The sequence below is a fragment of the Halobellus sp. H-GB7 genome (assembly GCF_030848585.1).
GTDB classification, from domain to species: Archaea; Halobacteriota; Halobacteria; order Halobacteriales; family Haloferacaceae; genus Haloquadratum; species Haloquadratum inordinatus.
Genome location: NZ_JAVDDW010000004.1, coordinates 225154 through 245737, shown reverse-complemented (window position 1 = coordinate 245737; position 20584 = coordinate 225154). Strand labels below are relative to the sequence as shown.

The window sequence follows — 20584 nt, the reverse complement described above, 5'->3', positions numbered from 1 at the left end:
ATGATTCTCCCGTTCTAACCGCCGTCCAATGGGAGTCCTCGAAGACAAGGCCAACGCGCGCCTGTTCTACAAGTACCTCTCGAAGGTGTACGACCGGATCAACCCCTTCATCTGGAACGAGGAGATGCGCGACGAGGCGCTGGAGTGGCTCGCCATCCAGCCCGACGACCGCGTCCTCGACGTCGGGTGCGGCACCGGATTCGCCACCGAGGGGCTGCTTCGCTATACCGACGACGTCCACGGGCTCGATCAGAGCCGCCACCAGATGGAGAAGGCGTTCGAGAAGTTCGGCACGCGCGACCGCGTGCGATTCTACCGCGGCGACGCCGAGCGGCTCCCGTTCGCAGACGACTCCTTCGACGTGATCTGGTCGTCGGGGTCGATCGAGTACTGGCCGAATCCCGTGGCCGCGCTCGAGGAGTTCCGGCGGGTCGTCAAACCCGGCCACCGGGTCTTGGTCGTCGGACCGGACTACCCGAGCAACTCGCTCTTCCAGCACCTCGCGGACGCGATTATGCTGTTCTACGACGAGGAGGAAGCCCAGCGGATGTTCGAGGAAGCCGGCTTCGTCGACATCGAACACCACATCCAGCAGGCGTATCCGGGGAGCCCACGGGCGATCACGACCATCGCACGCGCGCCAGAGGAATAAATCAGACTACAATCGAGATACGCGGATCGAGCGACCGGAACGGGCCTCCGGCGTCAACCGACGGTCCCGCGGACGCGACTCACCCGATTCTCACCGACGTAGACCGTGACCGACACGGTTCGCCCGGGCTCCAACTGCGGATCGTTCGTTCCGGCGATTCGAAATGACCCTGTCTCGCCGACCGCCCAGACCCCGTCGCTCGCGACGTTAAACGGGCCAGTCGGCCCGCCTCCGAACCCAGACGCGGCGAAGAAGGGGACAGGCGGCTGGTGCGCCAGCGGCTCACCGTTTATTTCGACGACGAGACGAACCCTCGCGAGTCGAAGCGGTGCGCCGGCCTCGTGGGTCAGTGCGACCGTGTCGCCGTCTACATAGAGCGACACTGCAACTGGGCTCGGACGCGCAGTATCGCGCGCATCGCTGCCGGCCGCCACGCCCCCCGTCGCCGTCGCGACGGCTTCGGCACCGGCCGCGACGACGCCGCCTAAGACGATACCGACGAGAAGCAGGACGACCACGCCGATCACCGGAGCCGAAGCACGGGTCCTCACGGGGGGTGTGGCCGCCCGATCGGTGATGAACGTTCGGAGCCGGCCTCACCGCCGCCGGACGAGGTGACGTTGGGGTTCAGTCGGCTCGGCTTCCCGCTCGCTGGTCGCTCAGAAACCGGCTGTCGTCGCGGTTCCGTCACTCCCGGTGCTGTTGTTGACCGGTCCGTAGACGCTGGGCGTCGCCGTCGGCTCGACCGAGAGCAGGACGACCGAACTCCCGTCGATGGCTGTCACCTGGTACGTCCCGCTCGGCGCGAGCGTCCACAGCGATCCGTCTTCGCCCGTCCGTCCGACAACCGAACTCCGACCACCGGCCGGCCCGACCGTGATCTGGGCGTCGACGGGATCGCCGGTCGTCGTGCTGTTGAGTTGTAGCCGCACGGGGCCGCCGGGGTAGGTCCGGTGCGCCGTCAAGTTCAGCGCGTCCTTGACGGCCGACGTCGAGGAGCCCGTCCGGACCTGGTCGAGCGGCCGGTACTGGTACTCCTCGAACACGCGCTGACTTCCGCTGTCGACGAAGGCGACGAGGCGGCCGCGCTGGTGCTCGATCGTGACACGCGTGCTGTCGCTGTCGGGGTTCCCGAGCGTATCGTCGCGGAGACGGAGCGCCGCGATCGTCGGGTACGCTTGCTCGGTCGCGTTGACCGCCTCCGCGAGCGAGAACGGGCCGCTGCTGTCGCCCTGCCGGAGCGCCCCGCGGTACGTCTCGCGGACGTACGTGCCGTCGCGGATGACGCTGAGCGTGACGCTGTCGGCTCCGGTCTGCACGTAGAACCGCGCGGAAGCGGCCTCCCCGCGCAGAACGGATCCCGCGTAGCCACGGACGGGACCGCTCAGCGTGTTCAACTCGAGCCCGATGTTCCCGAACCGCGCCGAGGAGATGCTGAACCCGGGCGTCGACCGGGCGAGGGATTCGAGTCGGTCCCGCCGCTGTTCGAGCTCACGCGCCTCGGCGTCGATCAGTGCGAGTTCGTAGAGGAACCGCCGCGGCGGGAGTTCGTCGCGGCCGTATGCAGCGACGGCTTGTTGCTGACGTGCGCGCAGAGCGACGATCTGCTGTTCGATCCCGCTGACCTCCTGCAACAGGTAGCGCTGGCGTGCCTCGGTCGTCTCCGCGGACTCGATCCGTTCGACCGCCGTCGCCGTTGCCAGGTGAGCGTCGGTCGTGGCCGACGAGAACGCGAGGCCGCTCCCGAGTTCGACGTACTCGGTTTCGAGCGTGCTCCGGGTCGACTCCGCGGACGGGATTCCGAGGACGTTGATCTGCGCCTCGCTGGCGTTCGCATCGACCACTTGTGCCGGTGTGCCGCCTCCGGGGCCCAACCGCTCAGTCGGTTGTGCGGCCGACGGCACTGGAGCCGACACCGACGACGCAGACGGCGTCGACCCGTCGATCGACGGGGCAGACGCTCCGTCCGCGTCCGACAGCGCCGGCACTGCGCCGACGACCGCCGAGAGGACCAAGAGGAGGGCGAGCGAGAGGGAAACGGCACGCATATCGCGAGATATGCCGTGACGTTACTAAAAACGACGCCTTTCGTCGCAGTTCACGCGGCTGCGGTTACGGGGCCACGACGGGGAAGGCCGCGAACGGGCCTGATAGGGATTATCGTAAGTCTCCATAGATTTCTCGCCGGACGGTACGGCGAGAATCTCCGAACAGTTACGATAATCCCTATGAGGCGGAGCGAGAGGTACGCTCCGGCGCCGAGACAGTTCGATCGGGGCGTGAGAGGCGGTTGATGGAAAGCGTTTTGAGCGTTCCACGTGCAGTTTCGTCAAATGCGGACGCCCGCGCTGTGGTTGGCCCTCCTCGTCGTCGTCGCCGCGGTCGCCCCAGCATCAGCGCTCGCTCTGGACGCGTCACAGACGGCCGCGCTGGATGACTCGGCCCCGGTTCCGCAAGTGGACGACGGATCGGACGCCACGCAACCGCGGACCACGGTCGACATCTCGCTCCGTTCGGACCGGAGCGCGTCCTGGCGCGTCGAGACGCACTACGCGCTCGATTCCGAAAACGAGACGCGCGCCTTCGAGACGCTCGCGAGGCAGTACGAAGCGGGCGAAGCGAACGCCGGACCGGACATCGTGCTCTTTCGGTCGCTCGCGGACCGAGCGAGCGAGTCGACCGGTCGGCCGATGGCGATCGAGAACGTCACGTATCACAGTTCGATCGACGAGGCGGACAGTCGCGGCACGCTCGCGCTCACTTTCCGGTGGACGAACTTCCTCCGCCGCGGCGACAACGAGACGCTCGTCCTCGACGACGTGTTCACGCTCCCGACCGCCGAAAGCGACGATCAAAAGACGTGGCTCTCGGTCTTTGGGTCCGATCAGGAGATCCTCATCCGGCCGCCAGACGGGTACACGGTGACGGGGACGAGCATCCCCGTCCAGCAGCGTGAGAGCGCCATCGTCCTCGCAGAACCGTCCGACTTCGAGGGCGAGACGAGCGAACTCCGCGTCACCTACACCGCCATCGGGCCGGCCGGGGCACTTCCGATCGGTCTTCTCGCGGGCGGTGGCTTCGCCGCACTCGTAATCCTTCTCGCGGGCGCGTGGGTGCTCCGGGGCCGTGAGGAGAGCGGCCGCACGCTTCCCTGGGAGGAGCCTACCGTTTCTGACGACCGGTCCTCGGTCGCCTCTGGGGCCGTCGCCGGACCGAACGGCGGTGACAGCGGTCCCTCGCCGAACGGGCGGCCCGGAAATGGCGAGTCCGCGTCGGAACCCGAAGCCGCGGCAGCGGTCGGCGGAGCGGCGTCGGGCGGCACCGTGAGCGCAGACGACGCCGAGAGCAGTGTCGAATCCGAGGTCGATCTGTCGCTGCTCTCCGACGAAGAGCGGGTCGAACACCTGCTGGAACAGAACGGTGGGCGGATGAAGCAGGCGACGATCGTCGACGAGACGGGCTGGTCCGACGCCAAGGTCTCGCAGTTGCTGTCGGCGATGGCTGATGAGGGTCGGGTCGACAAACTCCGACTCGGCCGCGAGAACCTCATCTCGCTTCCCGACGGTGCGGGAGACGACGAGGACGGCGACGGTGGATCGCCCGGTGGTACTGGCGTCCCCGGCGACGGAACGTGACGACACACGTCCCAAAAACGCGAGCGGACCCCCACTCGCCCCCACTGAAGCGGACGCGCTTCCGGAACCTCTTTTGCTGCGCCATCCTCAGCGACGGGTAATGGAGTACCTGGAGCGTCGGGTTTCGATGGTCGAAGAGCGCCTCGAGGCGGTCATCGAGGCGGTCGACCCTCAGGAGCTGTCCGACGAGGTGGCACACGTCGCGCTGGCCGGCGGCAAGCGCGTCCGGCCGGCTGTCACGGTTCTCGCGTGTGAAGCGTGCGGCGGTGACCCCGCAGACGCGGTCGACTTCGCCGTCGCCATCGAACTGGTCCACAACGCCTCGCTCGTCATCGACGACATCATCGACCGCTCCGACGTGCGGCGCGGCACGGCGAGCGCGTGGGCCGAGTACGGCTACGGTCCCGCGATCATCGCCTCCGACGGCCTCCTGGGCGAGGCGTTCGCCCTCCTCTCGCGGAACGACCACGCGACGCAGATCGTCGCGGAGTCGATGGTCGAACTCGGCGAGGGTGAAGCGACGGAACTGGTCGCCCGTCCGAGCAACGAGCGCGAGTATATGGACCTCGCTCGCCGGAAGACCGGGGCGCTGTTCCGCGCGGCGGCCGAACTCGGTGCCGTCGCGGCCGGCGCCGACCCGTTTACCGTCGAGGCGTTCGGCGAGTACGCAGAGCGCGTCGGCGTGGCGTTTCAGATCCGCGACGACGTTCTCGATGCGACGGCCGACGCCGCCGACCTCGGCAAGCCGACCGGCCAAGACGAGGAGATGGACCGTCCCTCGCTGGTGCAGGTCACCGACCTGTCCGCCGAGGAAGCCAACCAGCGTGCACACGACCAATCCGAGCAGGCGCTCGAGGCCCTCGCGGCGTCGAATGTCGACGACAGCGAACCGCTCGGCTACCTCCAGGACCTCGCAGAGTTCGTCGTCGTCCGCGAGCGCTGAGCCCGATATCTTTCGCGACCTCCGATATTCTCAGTCACCCTTTGGCTGCCTCTGCGGCGGTCGGGAACCGTGATTCCGCGATCGCGAACACGAGCGTGCTGAACACGCCGAGGAGCGTCCCGGCCGTGAGCCCGATCGCCAACTGCGTCATCGAGAACGACTGGACGCCGGCGATGTCCCGGGGCAGGAAGAAGCCGGAGACGACGTAGAGGACGACCGCGATCGCGACGACGTAAAACGGCGCGTTGAGGTAGCGCCACTTGAACTGGTCGGCGAGATACTCGTCGGTCACCTGTCCGAGACTGGAGGTGACGCCTGCGGCGGCGAACCACTGGACTGCGCCGTGGACGAGCGCCGCGAGGACGATCGGCGGCGTCGGGTCGGGGACGCTCGCGCGGACGGTCTCGAAGAGCGCGTAGCCTCTGAATCCCCCCACGACGAGCAGGGCGGCGGCGGCGACGTAGGTGATGAGCGTAACCCGGCCCTCGTAGAGCACGTCGCGGACGCGGTCCGCGGTGTCGTCGACGGCATTTTCGAGTCCCAGGCCCCGAAAGAGCGTGTACAGACCCAACAGCGCCGAGATGATGCCCAGCACGACCGCGCCGGGCACGTCGAAGAGGCTCGCGATCGTCACGAAGGGATAGATGAGAAGCAGGATGCCGAGCGGGACGAGGATCGTCCCGCGGGTCTCCGGATCCGCGAGGACTTGCTTCATCGTGTAGTAGATCGACTCTAAGTCCTGCGCCTGTCTGACGACGACGCGCCGGACGCTGTCGATGGGAACCCGCGAGCGGACGATCGGCAGCACCGACTCGTCCTGTGCGCCGTCGGTTATGACGATGGCACTGACGTTCTCACCGGTCGAGAGGCCGGCGAGGACGCGGTCGATCTCTTCGCCGATCGCGCGGTTCGCCTTCACGTCACCACCCTGTGTCCCGGTGACGGCGGCGACGGTCACTTCCTCGTCGACGTCGGGATCGGCGTACAGCGCGTCGTACTCGTGGATCCCCTGGAACAGAACGTTGACGTCTGAGTCCTCCGGGTCGGCGGTTGCGAGTTCGACCGCCGCCGACTCGACGCGGTCCCGGCCGACGATGGGCGTATCCAGTCCCGTCTTGCGACCGAGGTCGTCGTCGAGGTCGACACAGAGGACCAACAGCATCTGGCGGACGTACGCCATCGGAGTATATCTGTTTTCGGGAGCAGTCACGAGCGATGGACCAGCGCCGCGGGCACCGGCGTGTCCCTGCGCGGCCGAAGTAGCACGACTTTTGAGTCTCGGACCGCTATCGAGAAACGAATGATCTCGAAGGGCTGTGAGCAGTGCGCGAAGGGCGGTAAGATGGTTCTCTTCGTCTACGGTTACTGCGACCAGCGCGACTGCTTTTACTGCCCGCTCGGCGAGAACCGCAAGAACGTCACCGACGTCTACGCGAACGAGCGACTCGTCGAATCCGACGACGACGTCATCGAGGAAGCCAAGCGGATGCAGGCGCTCGGCACCTCGATCACCGGCGGCGAACCGCAGGAAGCGCTCGATCGCACCTGTCACTACCTCTCGCTTCTGAAAGACGAGTTCGGCGAGGACCACCACACGCACCTCTACACCGGCATCACCGGCGGCCGCGAGAATATGCGCCGGCTCTCGGAGGCCGGCCTCGACGAGATCCGGTTCCACCCGCCGTACGAACAGTGGGGCGATCTCCACGGGACCGAGTGGGAGGAGATCCTCTACATCGCCCGCGAGGAGGGGCTCACGCCCGCCTTCGAGATCCCCGGCATCCGCGCCGAAGAGGAGTTCCTGGACTTCCTCGACGAAGGCGCCGCGGAGTTCTGCAACGTCAACGAGTTCGAGATGAGCGACGGGAACTACCGCCGGATGCAAGAACAGGGCTTCGAGCTGCAGGAAGGCCATATGTCCGCGGTCGACGGCTCCAAAGAGGAGATTCTCGACACGATGGGCGACCACGAGCGCGTGTACTTCTGTACCTCCGTGTTCAAAGACGCCGCACAACATCGCAACCGCCTCAAGCGGATGGCACGCACCATTCGCCGCCCCTTCGACGAGGTGACCGACGACGGGACGCTCGTCTACGGGAAGACGTGGATCACGGCCGACGAACTCGACGCCCTCGGCGTTCCCGAGGAGTTCTACACGGTCAAATCGAACCACGTCGAGGTCGCGTGGTGGCTCTTAGAGGAGATGATCGAAGAGGGCGACGTCCCCGAGGGCGAGATCGTCGAGCAGTATCCGACCGCCGACGGGACGGTCGTCGAGCGGACGCCGCTGGCGTAGCGCTTCGCGCTGCCGTCAGCGACCGAACTGGACAGACAATACGTCTCGCCCCGTCAGTGAAACCCGCGGACTGCTGCCGAATCCGGAACCCTATTATAACATCACTGAAACGTGTGCGATATGGTTTGTCGGCGCACGTTTCTATCCACCCTCGGTGCTGGTCTCGCGGGCACGTACGTAGCGAGCCAGCGGGCGAGCGCGGCCTCGACAACCGTCAGTGGGACCCTCGAGTCGGCGGTCGCAGGGCCGATCGACGGGAGCACGGTCGAGTTCTTCTCGCCGGACGTCAACGACTTCACGAAAGCGACCGTCGAAGACGGCCGTTTCGAGGCGACGGTCGAAGCAGACGTCACGTATTATCTGACCTTTTACCAGCAGGACCGGTCGGGGAGCTATCGCACCGGCTTCGACGACGTCCCGCTCCTGTACGGGCTCGACGATACGATCCACACCGACGAGACAGCGACCGACCTCGGTGCATACGAACTTCCGGAGGGTTATCTCACTCAGATCCGGTTCGAGGATTTAAACGGTAACCCGATCCGACACCTCGATGTCGTATTCCGCGCCTCGACCGGGAGCGGGACTGGCCCTGGGCGTTTCACGACGAACTCCGATGGGTACGTCTATATGACCGACGAAACGGATCCCGGAATCGAACTGTCGGGCGAGGTGGGCGTCGAACTCCAAGAGCCCGGAAGCGGGGGAGGCGGGTCACGAGTCGACCACCTCCGAGTGACCGAAGACGGCGAGTTCACGATTCCGATACGGGACCCGGAGACGTACGGCGGCGTCGTGATGGACGCGTCCGCCGACGGGACGGCGACGTCTACCGGCCACGTCGATAGCGCGGACGCGGCATCGCGCGGGGCATCCGCCGAGAGCGAAGAGTCGGCCACAGTAGAGAGTAGACGGGAGTCATCGACCCCTGCAGAGAGTGCGGCCGACTCGGAGGCGTATCGCGGCTTCCTGACGAACGATTCGGACTCCTCGATCGCCTTCCTCAACGACCCGGTAACGCTGACGTGGGCGGGGATCGGCGTGTCGATCGTCGGAATCATCGCACAACTGTTCGGACGGCAATCATAATCACAGATGGCACGAGGATTACCCGGTGTCTGGAGTACGCTGTTGAGTGTCCCCTTCTTCGGGAGCGGTGCCTACGTCTACTTCGGAGAGACGCCGTTTCCCGAGGTGTTGGGTGTTCCGTTGCTGGTTTTCGGGGGGTTCGTTCTCCTCGTCGGCTGGTATATCCATCTGATTGCGGCCCCTCCGGCCCCGACGCTCCGCGAGGGTGAAGAGATCATCGCGAGCCGACACCCCACACAGAAGGCTGCGGTTATGAAGATCCTTCTCGGATTGCCGTTCCTCTTGCTTGCTGGCTACCTACTCTTTCTCACGTCGGTTCCGTACGTCTATCCGACGGCCGGGTTCGCCGTAGGGCTGTATTTCTTCTCGACGGGCATCTTGACCTACTGGACGAACTCGCTGACGACGTACTCGATCACGAACCAGCGGGTGATAAGCGAGTTCCGCCTGCTCAGCCTCGTTCGGAAGGAAGTTCCGATGGACAAGATTCGGGCGGTCCGAGAGAGCAAATCGCCGATCGAGGCGATCGTCGGTGTCGGAAACATCCGGGTGTCCAGTGGGACCGGTGCCGGCCTCGAGATTCTCATTAGAAACGTCGACGCGGCCACTGACTTCGCGGAGAAGCTCCGACAGTACACCTGAGCGAGACCCTACTCTGTCGCGTTAACTTCGACGCCCCGCCGCTCCGACTCGTTCCACGGTCAGCGCGGCGTAAAGACTCGGCACGAGCGCGGTCGCCGTCCCGACCAGGAGCCACTCGCCCAGCGGTCCGCCGCGGACGACGCCGACAGCAACGATCCCGACGCCGAGCACGCCGCCCCCGGCCGCAGCAAGTCGCTTCGTCCGCCGGTCGAAGGTGACGCCGCGTGCAGTCCCGTACAGCGCCGCTCCGAGCCCGATTGCGACTCCGGCACCGACGCCGACGTACGGAGTGCCGACGAGTACGCCGGCGACGACGAGGGCCACTCCAGCCGCCGCCCCGACGAAGACGGTCGTGCGGGGCGAGAGCGGATTGACGTCTGCCCCGTATCTGGTCGCGTAGCCAGCGGCCGGGGCACCGAGCGCGGCGGCGACGAGGATCGCGAAGAGGACGCCGCGCGGCGACGGGTCGTCGAGGAGGACGCCGAACGCGCCGGCCGCGGCGACGACGCTCCCGGCGGCGAGGAGCCACCGCGGTCGGATCGTCGCTGCGGGGTCGTCGTCGCGAACGATGCCGAATCCGACGAACGGGTACGAGACGAGCGCCCCGACGACGACCGTCGCATAGAGGCTCCAGCCGAGGAGCAATCCGGAGACGAGTACGGAGATACCGAGGAAGACGCCCGTGATGACGGCGAACTCGGGGACGCGGCGACTCATACCGGCAGTCGGGGCGAGACGGCTGAAAGCGTTGCGGTGGGAGTCGCTATCGTGTCTCAGCCACACTGTCGTTTCGAGACCCGCAAGCGTTTAGACACGCCGTGGAGTAATATTCGCTATGTCAGACTGTCCGCTGGCCGACGACTGTCCCCGGTATTCGGAGCGAATCGACGGGATGGGGTGTCAATACTACGGCGACCGCGGTGGCGCCGAGTGGTGTAACAACTACGACCAGCCGATCCGCGATCTGAAGGCCCAGCCCGTCAAGCCCGGCGAGGAAGTCGTCGTCGACGTCGACGACATCCACGAGAGCGGAGCGGGCGTCGGCCGGACCGACGACGGTTTCATCGTGCTCGTCGACGGCCTCCTGCCGGAGGCGCGCGCCGTCGTCCGCATCGACCGCGTGAAATCCAACCACGCGACCGCGAAGAAGGTAGTCGAACGGCTACCACTCGACGAAGACGTCGAAGAAGCCGCGGACGAGACGGCCGCGTCCGACGCCACAGACGACGGCTCTGAGGACCGGACGGGCGGCCCGGACAGGCCGACCGCGCTCGGCAGCCGCGACAACTTCTGGGGCGGATAATCGACCGCCGCCGGCGGGGCGAGACGGCACGGACAGTCACTCTTCTGCATCTTTTTTGCGCGGGGCCGCCAACGCGACAGTATGGACGACGCCGAGAGAGACGGCGACAGCGCGAAATCGGACGGGGTCGACGGGTTACACACCGAGGAGGGAGAGGACCTCTCGGCGTTCGACGTCGACGCCGCGCTCGCGGAGGCGGGCTTCGACGCCGACGAGAGCGTGTTGACGCGCCGTCAGGCCGAAGTGCTGGTGCTCCGAGAGCAGGGGATCCGCCAGTCGAAGATCGCGTCGATGCTCGGGACGTCCCGTGCGAACGTGTCGAGCGTCGAATCGAGCGCGCGCCGAAACGTCGAGAAAGCGCGCGAGACCGTCGCCTTCGCCGAGGCGCTGACGGCCCCGGTGCAGGTTTCCGTCGAGGAGGGGACTGACCTCTACGACGTCCCGAAACAGGTGTACGACGCCTGCGACGAGGCCGGCGTGAAGGCGAACCGGACGGCACCCGAGCTGATGAAAGCGGTCTCGGACGCCGCCGGCGACGCTATTCAGGGTCGCGAGGTTCGTGAAGCGCTGCTCGTCGGAGTGACGACGGGTGGCCGCGTACAGGTGCGGCGCTCGGCCGAGTAGCTCTCTTTTTGAGTCGGCTCATACTGTCGGACAGAACTGTGTGAAGAGTATCGACACCTGTGGGTGCCAACATAGTTCACGAACTGCTGTCCGACAGTATCAGAACTCCCCGCGCGCTTCGAGCGAGCGAACGAGCCGTTTGACGTCCTGCGCGCGCTCTTTCGGCACGACGAGGACGCGGTCGTCCCACGCGACCACGGCGAGGTCCGAGACGCCCACGAGCGACACGTGTGCGCCGTCTGCGGCGACGACGTTGTCCGCGGCATCCAGCGTCCGCAGCGTGACGTCCTCGCCGGCGACGTTTCCGGTCCCGTCGGCGTCGAGGACGCGTTCGAGCGCGTCCCAGGAGCCGACGTCGTCCCAGGGGAACGCGACCGGGACGACCGCCACGTCGTCGGCGCCCTCGAAGATGGCGTGATCGACGCTGACCGACTCAGTCGCCTCGAACGCGGCCGTTACGTCCGGGTGGTCGCTGGTGGTCACGTCGGAATGGCCGTCGGATTCCACACCGGAGTGATCGCCGGAAACCACATCGGAGTGGTCGCCGGAGAGGTCGCTCGCGGATCGAAGTGCGTCGAGAAGATCGGCTAGTGGTGAGGTCGCGGCCGCGTCCAGAAATACCTCCGGCCGCCAGGCGAACAGTCCGGCGTTCCAGTAGTGGCCGGCCGCGACGTACGACTCGGCGGTTTCTACGTCTGGCTTCTCGTGGAACGACTGGACGGGTTTCCAGGCGGGGTCGGAGCCGGTGTCCGTTTCCGTCGTTTCTGTCGTCGTAGGGGCCGCTGGGGTGGGCGCCGCCGGTTCGATGTAACCGTAGCCCGTCTCGGGCCGGGTCGGCTCGACGCCGAACGTGATCAGCCGGTCCTCGGCTGCCGCGACGCCGACGCCGCGACGGACTGCGGGCGCGAACCCCTCGCCGACGAGGTGGTCGCTCGGGAGCGCGAGGACGACGCAGTCGCCGTAGCGTTCTGAGGCGTAGTGCGTCGCGTACAGGAGCGCCGGCCCGGTGTCGCGTCCGGCGGGTTCGACGAGCACGTCGGCGTCGGGGACGCGGTCTCGCACGCCCGCTGTGTACTCCTCGCGGGTAACGACGACGACCTCGTCTGCGACGTCGCGCGCCCGTGAGACGGTCCCTTCGAGGAGCGATTTTTCGCCCACGAGCGGGAGGAACTGCTTCGGGCGATCCGACCGACTGGCGGGGTAGAGCCGCGACCCCGTCCCGCCGGCGAGCACGACGGCGACGACGGGGACCGAAACCTCGGTTCCCCCGGTGGCTGAAACGTTGTCGGTCATCACCACGTCTCCACGATCCCGTCGTGGAGGTCTTCGACGCAGCCCTCACAGTCCGGATGCCCGGCCTCGAAGCACGCCGGGCGCCCCTCGGCGTCGACCGCGACGGCGCGGCGGTCGGCTTCACGGCGGCAGACGATGCGGAGGCGGCCGTCGTCGTCCCGAGGGATGGCGGTCGGGATGGCCGTTCGATCCTCGCCGCCCGTCTCCGCGTCGCGACCTTCGCGGTAGGCATCGCGGGCGCGGGCGTACTGGCGGCCGGCCTCGCGGAACTTCGCTCGCAGGAGGCGTTCGAGACGGTCGCTCATCGGGAGAGAGTGCGAGGGCGAGTCGTATAGGTTCGTTGGTGGTCGCGACGACCTGATCGCGGACACAAGTCCGTCGCGTCGGTCTCACTTTCGTCCGTCACGTCGGCTTCACTTTCACCCCGGTTACGATACTTTATTAGCGATCGGGAACCAATCGCACCGTGCCTCCCAACGGAAAACAAGGCGGAGGCGAGTGAAACTATGTCAGACCTGCGAACACACGCAGCGGAGATAGCGGAACAGTTCTCAGACCACCTCGACGTGGACGAAGACGAAGTCGAAGAGCGACTGCGTAATCTCGTCGACGAGTACCGCGTGCCCGTCGACGAGGCGCGCCGCTCGGTGGTCAACAGCTACCTCGAAGAGGCCGGCCTCGAACGCGACGAGATCGGTCGCGGCGGTAACGACGAGGTCCGCCTCGCCGACATCGACGAGGACGAACAGTGGATCGACGTGACCGCGAAGGTCGTCGAACTGTGGGAGCCCCGCAGCGAGTCGATCGCCCAGGTCGGCCTGCTCGGCGACGAGTCCGGGCGCACGAAGTTCGTCGCCTTCGAGACATCGGATCTCCCCGAACTGGAGGAGGGCGCGGTCTACCGCCTCGGGAACGTCGTTACCGACGAGTACCAGGGTAACTTCTCGGTGAAACTCAACAAGACGACGTCGATCGAGGAACTCGACGAGGACATCGAAGTCGGCGACGACGCGGTCTCCGTCGAAGGCGCGCTCGTCGACATCCAGTCCGGTAGCGGCCTCATCAAGCGCTGCCCCGAGGAGGGCTGCACGCGCGTCCTCCAGAACGGGCGCTGTTCGGAACACGGCGACGTCGAAGGCGAGTTCGACCTCCGGATCAAGGGCGTCCTCGACGACGGCGAGGAGGTCTACGAGGTGATCTTCGGCCGCGACGTCACCGAGGAACTCACCGGCGTCACCCTCGACGAAGCCCAGCAGATGGCGATGGACGCTCTCGACACGACGGTCGTCGTCGAGGAGATGCGCGAGGACCTGCTCGGGACGTACTACCGCGTCTCGGGCCCCGAACTCGGTCGCTACGTGCTGGCCGACGACGTCGAACGGCTCACCGAACCGGCGGATCCGGAAGCGGTGCTGATCAAAGCGAGGTCGATCTAAATGAGTTCCAACGAAATCCCATCCCGAGAAGTCGCCCGGCGTGTGTTCGCAGACGAGTTCAACGACGCCGCCTTCACGTTCAAAGAATCCGACGACGATCGCGCGCCGGTCTATCTGCTGCTCCCGACGGGCGCGAAGGCCAACCGCGTGTTCTTCGTCGGCACGCTGACCGAGAAGGACGACGTCGGCGAGGACAACGAGTACTGGCGTGGCCGGATCGTCGACCCCACGGGAACGTTCTTCGTGTACGCGGGTCAGTATCAGCCCGAAGCCGCGAGTATGCTCCGCGAACTCGAACCGCCCGCGTACGTCGCGGTCGTCGGCAAGCCGCGGACGTACGAGACCGACGACGGGTCGGTGAACGTCTCGGTCCGACCCGAGTCGATCCAGGTCGTCGACGCCGCGACCCGAGATCGCTGGGTGGTCGAGACCGCAGAGCGGACGCTCGAACGCATCGAGGCGTTCGACCAGGAGGGTAACGAGTACGCGCGGATGGCCCGCGAGGAGTACGACCTCCCCACCGACCGCTACAAGGAGTCCACTATCTCCGCCTTGGAGAGCCTCGAAGAGTCCGACGGCGACGAACTCGGACTCGACGGCGGCCGCGTCGACGACACGACCGGAGAAAGCGAACGCGACGCGCACGCCGACCTGCAGACCGAACCGTAGGCGGCGAACCGCCGACGAATCCGCATTCCCCCGATTTCACTTTCAGACCCGCACCGAGAGCGGCGCTCTCGTCCCGTCGCCGGACCGGCTTCGAATCAAATCCTGTTGTTTCAGTCACACTGTCTGACGAAGCATTAAGTGGATCCGCCGACGAACGACGAGACGAGACAATGGGCAACAAAAACAAGACCATCTCGTTCCGCGTCAACGAGGACGCGTTCGAGACGCTCCGTGAGATCGCCGAGGAGCGCGACATCTCGCTCTCGGCGGTCTTCCGCGACTACGTCGACACGCTCGTTGCCCACGACGGCCAGGTCCAGGTCGTCCCCGAGCACGAACTCGAACAGTTGCGCAACGGCGATGACGAAGACGAGAGCTTCCCGCCGAAGGTGAAGGTCCCAAAGAGCTTCGTCCGCGAACACGAGCGCCTCGAACTGGAGGCCGAACACCTCCGGGAGCAACTCGAAGAACACAAGCGATACGTCAACTACCTCCGGGAGCAACTCGAAGACGGCGAAGATGACGTCATCCAGCTCGAAGACCTCGACGAGAGCGAGGCCGACGAGCCGTCGTTCCGACTGGGCTGATAGTGATTACTCTCACTGTGTACCGCCGAGCGCCACTCCCGGTGGCGATGGTCGGCGGTAAGAGACGAGAGTAATCATTATGAGGCGTCGACGGCGTTGGGGAGAGGTTGCGACGCCGAGCCAGCGATGGCGTTACCCCGAGAGCGCCTTCCGGGCGCGCCGCATCTTCTGTTCCATCTCCTCGTTGCCTTCGACTTCCGCGAGCGTCTCGGCCGCCTCCAGCGTTCGGACGGCACTGTCGAGGAACGAGAGGATGTCTCCTGGGTACGCATACAGCATATACTCGTCGCTCATCACGTCGACGATGGCGTCGGGACCGAGGCCCTGCGCCCGGAGCTCCAGCAGGTACGATACGAACTGCCGCTCGGGGTAGCCCGTATAGAGGTCGTCGGGGTTCTTGGGATCGAGGAAGTCCTCGGCGAAATCCAGGAGTCGATCGCGCGTGGCGTCGTCGAGTTTCGAGAGTCCCTCCCCGGTGTAGAGGACGTCCATCGTCGCGCCCTTGAACGCTCCCTTCGGGATGTTGACGTCGATCTGCGAGACGATCTGGCGGTGGTTCTTGAGATAGATCTTGTCCGTGATAGCCACGGTTGTCGATCGTACGCCGCTGTGCGGCAAAAACGTCTCGGTGCCGGTCCTCGATAGACAGTCGCGACTGCCGGTGGCCAAGAGTCGTCGGAGCGACGGCCCGTGTGAGGCCGGCGCACTCCGATGGTGAGTCGTAACGTATTTGACTTCGACGGGGGTACCTGAAGATGCGTGTCCGGGTTAGGGTAGTGGACTATCCTTCAGCCTTGTGGAGGCTGAGACGCGGGTTCGATTCTCGCACCCGGACCTTTCTGCCTGCGAACAACGTGAGTAGGTGAACGTCCGTACAGAGGATTGAAACGGCGAGCAACCGTGCGAAGCGAGGTTGCGAGTGGGATTCGATTCTCGCACCCGGGCCTTGATACTTCTTCCCTCGCCCACGTTGTGCGTTTTTGCTCATTCTGAAAGAGAGGTGAAACGGCGACTCGCTTCTTGTCGACAACTTACACTGCGTTTTCCTTTAGAAGCTCCGAGAGTTGTGTCTCGTCAGATTCGGGAAACAACCTTGTCGCCGTGAATATCTACGCCGATCCGAGGTGGGCTTTGATTCAGCATCTTTAACAAGACTGAAATGATATTCAGGATCGATGTTAGGTAAAAATTTCAAGACAGTTAGCATCATTGTCGTTTTATTAGTTCTATTTTCGGGTGTCTCTGCGGGAAATCCTACACAAGAATCTCAGATCGTTAATGAAGTCTCAAATGATGTCTCTGCGGCATCTGATTCCTTAACGATATCTGTCACTAGTAGATATGGATCGGACGCATCTGGAGCGGAAGTCGCTTTGTATCAGAGTGATGGAAACAAAGTGGGATCAAAAACAACTGACACTGATGGAGACGTTTCTTGGGATGTCTCCTCTGGCGATTATTATATCAATGTCTACTCTTCGGAAGGTGGCTATATGGGCGATCAAAGTTTCTCAGTGGATGGATCTACGTCTATAGAATTTAGTCGAGAGACTCCTTGGGCGGGGCCACAAAAAGGGGAAACTATGGACGGAACGGAATTCGGTCCCGGAGATACAGTATATTTAGATGACAAAACGGTCACCTACTACCAGACTTTTGAAAATCCTGGAGCTTCCTCATACAGTGTCCGTGTCACGCTCAAAGTCGATCAAGATAGTGATGGATCTGTTGATGGTAGCAAAGTCTTTGATTCCGCTACGATAGCTGCTAACAGTGAAAAAACATTTAACAACGACTTTGAAACGGCATTAGGTGGAGATTACGATAAGCTGGGTTCAAAAATAGAAATCAAAAAGAATGGAGATTGGGTAGTCACGGACCCGTTTCGTTGGAGTTTGGGATTCTATGCTGAAGAAGATACTTCAACGCCCACGCCAACACCTACCCCCACTATGACGCCTACGCCAACACCTACCGCGACGGCTACCCCAACACCGACTCCCACTGGCACGTCAACACCGACCCCTACTGTCACCCCAACACCGACTCCCACTGCCACGCAAACCCCTACTCGCACCGCCACGCCAACACCGACCGAAGTGTCTCAGTCTACGACCGTAACCCAGACACCGACTACGGTGCCAACATCTACTGAAACGTCCACCCCTACACAAACAACACTTCCTGCAAAATCCGCGGCTACAGCTACACAATCAACGGGTTCTGATGGGGAGGGTGCAGATAGTAGCGAATCGAATACTGACCAGCATACTGAATCTGAGGGGGGGAGTTCGGTTATGAAAACACTATCTGATATAATAAACCGAATCGCCGATCTGTTTTCATAACAAGAGAATATTGCACGGAATGCCCCATACAATTCCAATATTTTTGTAATGGGTGTTAGTAGTCCACTTCCTCCCTTGTGATGATAGACGCGCCCCATCCGTGCTAGCGCAAACAACTTCCACGTAACGCAGAGTTTGTGGTGACTGAGACGCGGGTTCGATTCTCGCAGCCGGGCCGTCTCCGAAATGCCACGCCTAGAGCGGTCGCTCTCTCTGCTGTGAGACGCCGCTCAGACGATCTGATTCGCGAGAGCGTCGTCAGTGCGGATCCGCTTTATGTTCTCTTCGACTAACGCGGCGACCCGCTCGCCGTACGCTCGGGTCGCGCCGGCGGCGTGGGGCGTGACGATGACGTTCTCCATCTCCCAGAGCGGCGACCCCTCCGGCAGCGGCTCTTCTTCGAAGACGTCCAGTGCGGCCCCAGCTATCCCGCCGGCTTCCAGTGCACCGATTAGACTCGCCTGGTCGACGACCGGCCCACGCGCGACGTTGATGAGATAGGCGTCCTCTCGCATCGCGTCGAGTTCTTCGGAGCCAACGAGACCGCGCGTGCGGTCGGTGAGCGGCGGGGTCAGCACGACGAACCGCGCGTCGGCGATCGCATCGGAGAGCGCGTCCGGCGTGTAGATCTGTCCGACTGACGGGACCGGCGTCGGCGTTCGTCGGACGCCCACGACGTCCATCCCGACGCCGTCGGCGCGCGCGGCGACGCCCTGCCCCAGCGTGCCGAGGCCGACGACACAGACAGTTTCGCCCGCGAGCGTGAACGTCTCGTCCCAGTCGGGATACCGCCACTTGCGCTTCGGTTCGTTGTCGCGGTAGACGTGCAGCCGCCGCGCGAACTGGAGCATATACCCGAGCACCGTATCGCCGACTGCGTCGCCGTGAATCCCGGAACTGTTCGTGAGCCTGATCCCGTGTCGCTCCAGCGCGTCGAGCGGGAACGCATCGACACCGGCGAGGACGCAGTGGATCCACTCCAGGTCGGCGGACAGGAACGCATCGTCGTACGCGAACGTCACGAGTCCGTCGAGGCCGTCGAGATCCGAGCCGCCGGTCAACAACTCCACGCGAGCGGACACGTCGTCTAACTCGTCTCGCAACGTCGCCGGCGGAAAGATCGTCGCCACCGACGGATGAATCCCGATCACCAGCCCATCGTCTGCCATACAGCGCACATCTGTTCACGCACACAAAAAGACTCCCTGCGGCCCGCATCACCGGGCCGGGTCGTCGGTAACGGTTCTCGGCGCTGTGTGTCACTCTCTGGAACGATTTCTGACCATTTGAGAACCAGATACCTATTATATTGATACTATGCGCGACTGTTCACGTGTAAGGTGGACGATTATGAGTACGACTCCGACAACCCAAACTACGACACCTGAGACAGCCTTCAGCACCATCCTCGACTTCGACCTCCAGGGTACAGTCGCCGGCTACTGGCTCGCGGTCCTCCGCGTCGTCACCGGCTACTGGTTCCTCCACGCCGGCTTCACGAAGTTCAGCTTCGTCGCCGGCGAACCGTTCGACGCGGCGGGGTACCTCCTGCACGGCACGACCGCCAGCCCGATCCACGGCTTCTTCGCGTGGGTCGCCGGCACGCCGTGGCTGATCGAGTTCACGAACCTCGCCATCCCCGCCGGCGAGTTCCTCATCGGACTCGGCCTCGTCGTCGGCGCGCTCGTCAGACTGGCCTCGTTCTTCGGGGCCTTCCTGATGGTGTTCTTCTATCTGGGGAACGCCGACTGGGCGCACGGTTTGGTCAACGGTGACCTGATGGGACTGCTGCTGTTCGTCACCATCGCAACGCTCGGCGCAGGCCGGATCCTGGGCCTCGACGTCTTCGTCGAGCGCCTCGATCTCGCACAGACCCGGATCGCGAAGTTCCTGCTCGGATAGGACTGCGCGGCCGGGGTGTGCGGCGGTTCGGTCGTTTTTCGCCTGCTACTCCTCTCGCTTTCCGTATCGATCCGCGGATATTTCTCGCTCGCCGTCGACGCTCAGGTATGGCGATCGATCTCCGAAGCGACACGGTAACCCGCCCTTCCGACGCGATGCGTGACGCGGCAGCAGAGGCCGCCGTCGGCGACGACGTCTACGGCGAAGATCCCACAGTGAACGAACTCGAAGCCGCCGCGGCCGACCGTGTCGGCTTTCCGGACGCGATGTACGTCCCGACGGGGACGATGGGCAATCAGATCGCTGCCCACGTGCACGCCGACCGCGGGGAAGAGATCGTCCTCGATCGGATGGCGCACATCTACGACTGGGAGCTCGGCGGGCTGGCACAGCTCTCGGGCCTTCAGACCCGCGCGGTCGACGCCGTCGACGCCGTCCCGACGCCCGAACAGATCGACGCGGCGTACGTCGAGGAGAGCCTTCACCGCCCGGGAACGGGCTTGATCGCGCTCGAAAACACACACAACGCCCGCGGCGGCGTCGCCGTTCCGCCAGCGTCTATCTCGGCGGCTGCCGACGCGGCCCACGACCGCGGCGTGCCGGTACATCTCGACGGCGCGCGCCTGTTCAACGCCTGCGTGGCGCTCGACGTCGACCCGGCGCGGATGACTCGCGACGTCGATTCGGTGCTGTTCTGCCTCTCGAAGGGCCTCGGCGCGCCGGTCGGATCGATTCTCGCCGGCGACGAGGACTTCATCGCGGACGCGCGACGCGTCCGAAAACTGTTCGGCGGCGGGATGCGCCAGGCCGGGCTGATCGCCGCGCCCGGACTGCTCGCGCTGGAGAACGTCGACCGACTCGCGGAGGACCACGAGAACGCGGCCCGGTTCGCGGCCGGACTCGACGAGATCGACGGGCTTCGGGTATCGGATCCCGACACGAACATCGTCCAGGTCTACACCGACGAACTCGGTGTCGACGCCGAGACGTTCGAGGCAGTATGCGCGGAACACGGCGTCCTCGGCGGCGCACACGGCGACTACCTCACACGCTTCTGCACGCACCTCGATGTGACCCGCGCCGACGTCGAAGCGGCGGTCGACCGGATCGGAGACGCGGTCGACGACCTGCGGGACTGACCGTCACCGCTCAGCGACTCGGTCGC

Annotated in this window: 22 protein-coding genes and 1 tRNA gene; 15 read left to right on the top strand and 8 right to left on the bottom strand. The window is 64.6% G+C overall.

Features of this window, described 5'->3' with window-relative positions; translation table 11 throughout:
• Nucleotides 1-28: 28 nt before the first annotated feature.
• On the top strand, nucleotides 29-652 hold the full coding sequence (locus RBH22_RS09870) for a methyltransferase domain-containing protein (RefSeq protein ID WP_306677365.1): 624 nt from the start codon (nucleotides 29-31) through the stop codon (nucleotides 650-652).
• 53 nt (nucleotides 653-705) lie between these two features.
• Here RBH22_RS09870 and RBH22_RS09865 read toward each other — a convergent pair whose 3' ends face one another.
• Both RBH22_RS09865 and RBH22_RS09860 read right to left on the bottom strand, forming a co-directional pair.
• Nucleotides 706-1203, bottom strand: a complete 498-nt coding sequence (locus RBH22_RS09865; RefSeq protein ID WP_306677364.1) for a type IV pilin — start codon at nucleotides 1201-1203, stop codon at nucleotides 706-708.
• 108 nt (nucleotides 1204-1311) lie between these two features.
• Nucleotides 1312-2700: a hypothetical protein gene (locus RBH22_RS09860; protein WP_306677363.1), complete on the bottom strand. Its 1389-nt coding sequence runs from the start codon at nucleotides 2698-2700 to the stop codon at nucleotides 1312-1314.
• 285 nt (nucleotides 2701-2985) lie between these two features.
• Here RBH22_RS09860 and RBH22_RS09855 point away from each other — a divergent pair, with 285 nt between their 5' ends.
• Complete coding sequence (locus tag RBH22_RS09855; RefSeq protein WP_256545854.1) at nucleotides 2986-4287, top strand: hypothetical protein; 1302 nt, start codon at nucleotides 2986-2988, stop codon at nucleotides 4285-4287.
• Between the two features lie 100 nt (nucleotides 4288-4387).
• Nucleotides 4388-5230, top strand: a complete 843-nt coding sequence (locus RBH22_RS09850) for a polyprenyl synthetase family protein (protein ID WP_121568454.1) — start codon at nucleotides 4388-4390, stop codon at nucleotides 5228-5230.
• 34 nt (nucleotides 5231-5264) lie between these two features.
• Here RBH22_RS09850 and RBH22_RS09845 read toward each other — a convergent pair whose 3' ends face one another.
• On the bottom strand, nucleotides 5265-6392 hold the full coding sequence (locus RBH22_RS09845; protein WP_256288916.1) for a DUF373 family protein: 1128 nt from the start codon (nucleotides 6390-6392) through the stop codon (nucleotides 5265-5267).
• A 138-nt stretch (nucleotides 6393-6530) separates the two neighbouring features.
• On the opposite strand from RBH22_RS09845, the gene RBH22_RS09840 reads away from it, so the two are divergent.
• The 3 genes from RBH22_RS09840 (at nucleotide 6531) to RBH22_RS09830 (ending at nucleotide 9257) form a co-directional block, all read left to right on the top strand.
• Nucleotides 6531-7526, top strand: coding sequence for a radical SAM protein (locus RBH22_RS09840; RefSeq protein WP_256288878.1), 996 nt, complete (start codon nucleotides 6531-6533; stop codon nucleotides 7524-7526).
• 120 nt (nucleotides 7527-7646) lie between these two features.
• A complete protein-coding gene (locus RBH22_RS09835) occupies nucleotides 7647-8615 on the top strand; it encodes a hypothetical protein (RefSeq protein WP_306677362.1) in 969 nt (322 codons plus the stop codon).
• Between the two features lie 42 nt (nucleotides 8616-8657).
• The gene (locus RBH22_RS09830; protein WP_306677361.1) at nucleotides 8658-9257 is read left to right on the top strand and encodes a PH domain-containing protein; all 600 of its coding nucleotides are present in this window, start codon (nucleotides 8658-8660) and stop codon (nucleotides 9255-9257) included.
• 21 nt (nucleotides 9258-9278) lie between these two features.
• Here the strand turns inward: RBH22_RS09830 and RBH22_RS09825 are convergent, their stop codons facing one another.
• Nucleotides 9279-9974, bottom strand: coding sequence for a hypothetical protein (locus RBH22_RS09825; protein WP_306677360.1), 696 nt, complete (start codon nucleotides 9972-9974; stop codon nucleotides 9279-9281).
• Between the two features lie 118 nt (nucleotides 9975-10092).
• On the opposite strand from RBH22_RS09825, the gene RBH22_RS09820 reads away from it, so the two are divergent.
• Complete coding sequence (locus tag RBH22_RS09820) at nucleotides 10093-10560, top strand: TRAM domain-containing protein (RefSeq protein WP_121568449.1); 468 nt, start codon at nucleotides 10093-10095, stop codon at nucleotides 10558-10560.
• Nucleotides 10561-10641: 81 nt separating this feature from the next.
• Nucleotides 10642-11184: a Tfx family DNA-binding protein gene (locus RBH22_RS09815; protein WP_256288881.1), complete on the top strand. Its 543-nt coding sequence runs from the start codon at nucleotides 10642-10644 to the stop codon at nucleotides 11182-11184.
• A 99-nt stretch (nucleotides 11185-11283) separates the two neighbouring features.
• Here RBH22_RS09815 and RBH22_RS09810 read toward each other — a convergent pair whose 3' ends face one another.
• Complete coding sequence (locus RBH22_RS09810) at nucleotides 11284-12477, bottom strand: sugar phosphate nucleotidyltransferase (protein ID WP_306677359.1); 1194 nt, start codon at nucleotides 12475-12477, stop codon at nucleotides 11284-11286.
• Complete coding sequence (locus RBH22_RS09805) at nucleotides 12477-12782, bottom strand: hypothetical protein (protein ID WP_306677358.1); 306 nt, start codon at nucleotides 12780-12782, stop codon at nucleotides 12477-12479. Before RBH22_RS09805 ends, RBH22_RS09810 begins: the two co-directional genes overlap by 1 nt.
• Nucleotides 12783-12983: 201 nt before the next feature.
• Here RBH22_RS09805 and RBH22_RS09800 point away from each other — a divergent pair, with 201 nt between their 5' ends.
• The 3 genes from RBH22_RS09800 to RBH22_RS09790 all read left to right on the top strand — a co-directional run bounded on the left by RBH22_RS09800 (nucleotide 12984) and on the right by RBH22_RS09790 (nucleotide 15169).
• Entirely contained in the window at nucleotides 12984-13913 is a 930-nt protein-coding gene (locus RBH22_RS09800; protein WP_256545850.1) for a replication factor A, read from the top strand.
• On the top strand, nucleotides 13914-14582 hold the full coding sequence (locus tag RBH22_RS09795; protein WP_256288885.1) for an RPA family protein: 669 nt from the start codon (nucleotides 13914-13916) through the stop codon (nucleotides 14580-14582).
• A 170-nt stretch (nucleotides 14583-14752) separates the two neighbouring features.
• The gene (locus tag RBH22_RS09790) at nucleotides 14753-15169 is read left to right on the top strand and encodes a ribbon-helix-helix protein, CopG family (RefSeq protein WP_256288886.1); all 417 of its coding nucleotides are present in this window, start codon (nucleotides 14753-14755) and stop codon (nucleotides 15167-15169) included.
• A 132-nt stretch (nucleotides 15170-15301) separates the two neighbouring features.
• On the opposite strand, the gene RBH22_RS09785 is transcribed toward RBH22_RS09790, so the two are convergent.
• On the bottom strand, nucleotides 15302-15757 hold the full coding sequence (locus RBH22_RS09785) for a DUF5814 domain-containing protein (RefSeq protein ID WP_256288887.1): 456 nt from the start codon (nucleotides 15755-15757) through the stop codon (nucleotides 15302-15304).
• Nucleotides 15758-15931: 174 nt separating this feature from the next.
• On the opposite strand from RBH22_RS09785, the gene RBH22_RS09780 reads away from it, so the two are divergent.
• Nucleotides 15932-16004 (top strand) — tRNA-His (locus RBH22_RS09780).
• 340 nt (nucleotides 16005-16344) lie between these two features.
• Entirely contained in the window at nucleotides 16345-17517 is a 1173-nt protein-coding gene (locus RBH22_RS09775; RefSeq protein ID WP_306677357.1) for a hypothetical protein, read from the top strand.
• A 230-nt stretch (nucleotides 17518-17747) separates the two neighbouring features.
• Here RBH22_RS09775 and ddh read toward each other — a convergent pair whose 3' ends face one another.
• The gene (gene ddh, locus RBH22_RS09770) at nucleotides 17748-18686 is read right to left on the bottom strand and encodes a D-2-hydroxyacid dehydrogenase (protein WP_306677356.1); all 939 of its coding nucleotides are present in this window, start codon (nucleotides 18684-18686) and stop codon (nucleotides 17748-17750) included.
• Nucleotides 18687-18867: 181 nt separating this feature from the next.
• Between ddh and RBH22_RS09765 the strand changes: the two genes are divergently transcribed.
• Nucleotides 18868-19419, top strand: a complete 552-nt coding sequence (locus RBH22_RS09765) for a DoxX family membrane protein (RefSeq protein ID WP_306677355.1) — start codon at nucleotides 18868-18870, stop codon at nucleotides 19417-19419.
• Nucleotides 19420-19526: 107 nt separating this feature from the next.
• The gene (locus RBH22_RS09760; protein ID WP_306677354.1) at nucleotides 19527-20558 is read left to right on the top strand and encodes a GntG family PLP-dependent aldolase; all 1032 of its coding nucleotides are present in this window, start codon (nucleotides 19527-19529) and stop codon (nucleotides 20556-20558) included.
• The last annotated feature ends 26 nt before the right edge of the window (nucleotides 20559-20584 follow it).

Bases quoted from the DNA above. Each gene is read 5' to 3' on its own strand.
- RBH22_RS09765 (WP_306677355.1), top strand. From the start codon at position 18,868: ATGAGTACGACTCCGACAACCCAAACTACGACACCTGAGACAGCCTTC.
- RBH22_RS09825 (WP_306677360.1), bottom strand. From the start codon at position 9,974: ATGAGTCGCCGCGTCCCCGAGTTCGCCGTCATCACGGGCGTCTTCCTC.
- RBH22_RS09860 (WP_306677363.1), bottom strand. From the start codon at position 2,700: ATGCGTGCCGTTTCCCTCTCGCTCGCCCTCCTCTTGGTCCTCTCGGCG.
- RBH22_RS09810 (WP_306677359.1), bottom strand. From the start codon at position 12,477: ATGACCGACAACGTTTCAGCCACCGGGGGAACCGAGGTTTCGGTCCCC.
- RBH22_RS09775 (WP_306677357.1), top strand. From the start codon at position 16,345: ATGTTAGGTAAAAATTTCAAGACAGTTAGCATCATTGTCGTTTTATTA.
- RBH22_RS09795 (WP_256288885.1), top strand. From the start codon at position 13,914: ATGAGTTCCAACGAAATCCCATCCCGAGAAGTCGCCCGGCGTGTGTTC.
- RBH22_RS09850 (WP_121568454.1), top strand. From the start codon at position 4,388: ATGGAGTACCTGGAGCGTCGGGTTTCGATGGTCGAAGAGCGCCTCGAG.
- RBH22_RS09820 (WP_121568449.1), top strand. From the start codon at position 10,093: ATGTCAGACTGTCCGCTGGCCGACGACTGTCCCCGGTATTCGGAGCGA.
- RBH22_RS09845 (WP_256288916.1), bottom strand. From the start codon at position 6,392: ATGCTGTTGGTCCTCTGTGTCGACCTCGACGACGACCTCGGTCGCAAG.
- RBH22_RS09800 (WP_256545850.1), top strand. From the start codon at position 12,984: ATGTCAGACCTGCGAACACACGCAGCGGAGATAGCGGAACAGTTCTCA.
- RBH22_RS09760 (WP_306677354.1), top strand. From the start codon at position 19,527: ATGGCGATCGATCTCCGAAGCGACACGGTAACCCGCCCTTCCGACGCG.
- ddh (WP_306677356.1), bottom strand. From the start codon at position 18,686: ATGGCAGACGATGGGCTGGTGATCGGGATTCATCCGTCGGTGGCGACG.
- RBH22_RS09790 (WP_256288886.1), top strand. From the start codon at position 14,753: ATGGGCAACAAAAACAAGACCATCTCGTTCCGCGTCAACGAGGACGCG.
- RBH22_RS09840 (WP_256288878.1), top strand. From the start codon at position 6,531: ATGATCTCGAAGGGCTGTGAGCAGTGCGCGAAGGGCGGTAAGATGGTT.
- RBH22_RS09870 (WP_306677365.1), top strand. From the start codon at position 29: ATGGGAGTCCTCGAAGACAAGGCCAACGCGCGCCTGTTCTACAAGTAC.
- RBH22_RS09815 (WP_256288881.1), top strand. From the start codon at position 10,642: ATGGACGACGCCGAGAGAGACGGCGACAGCGCGAAATCGGACGGGGTC.
- RBH22_RS09805 (WP_306677358.1), bottom strand. From the start codon at position 12,782: ATGAGCGACCGTCTCGAACGCCTCCTGCGAGCGAAGTTCCGCGAGGCC.
- RBH22_RS09855 (WP_256545854.1), top strand. From the start codon at position 2,986: ATGCGGACGCCCGCGCTGTGGTTGGCCCTCCTCGTCGTCGTCGCCGCG.
- RBH22_RS09835 (WP_306677362.1), top strand. From the start codon at position 7,647: ATGGTTTGTCGGCGCACGTTTCTATCCACCCTCGGTGCTGGTCTCGCG.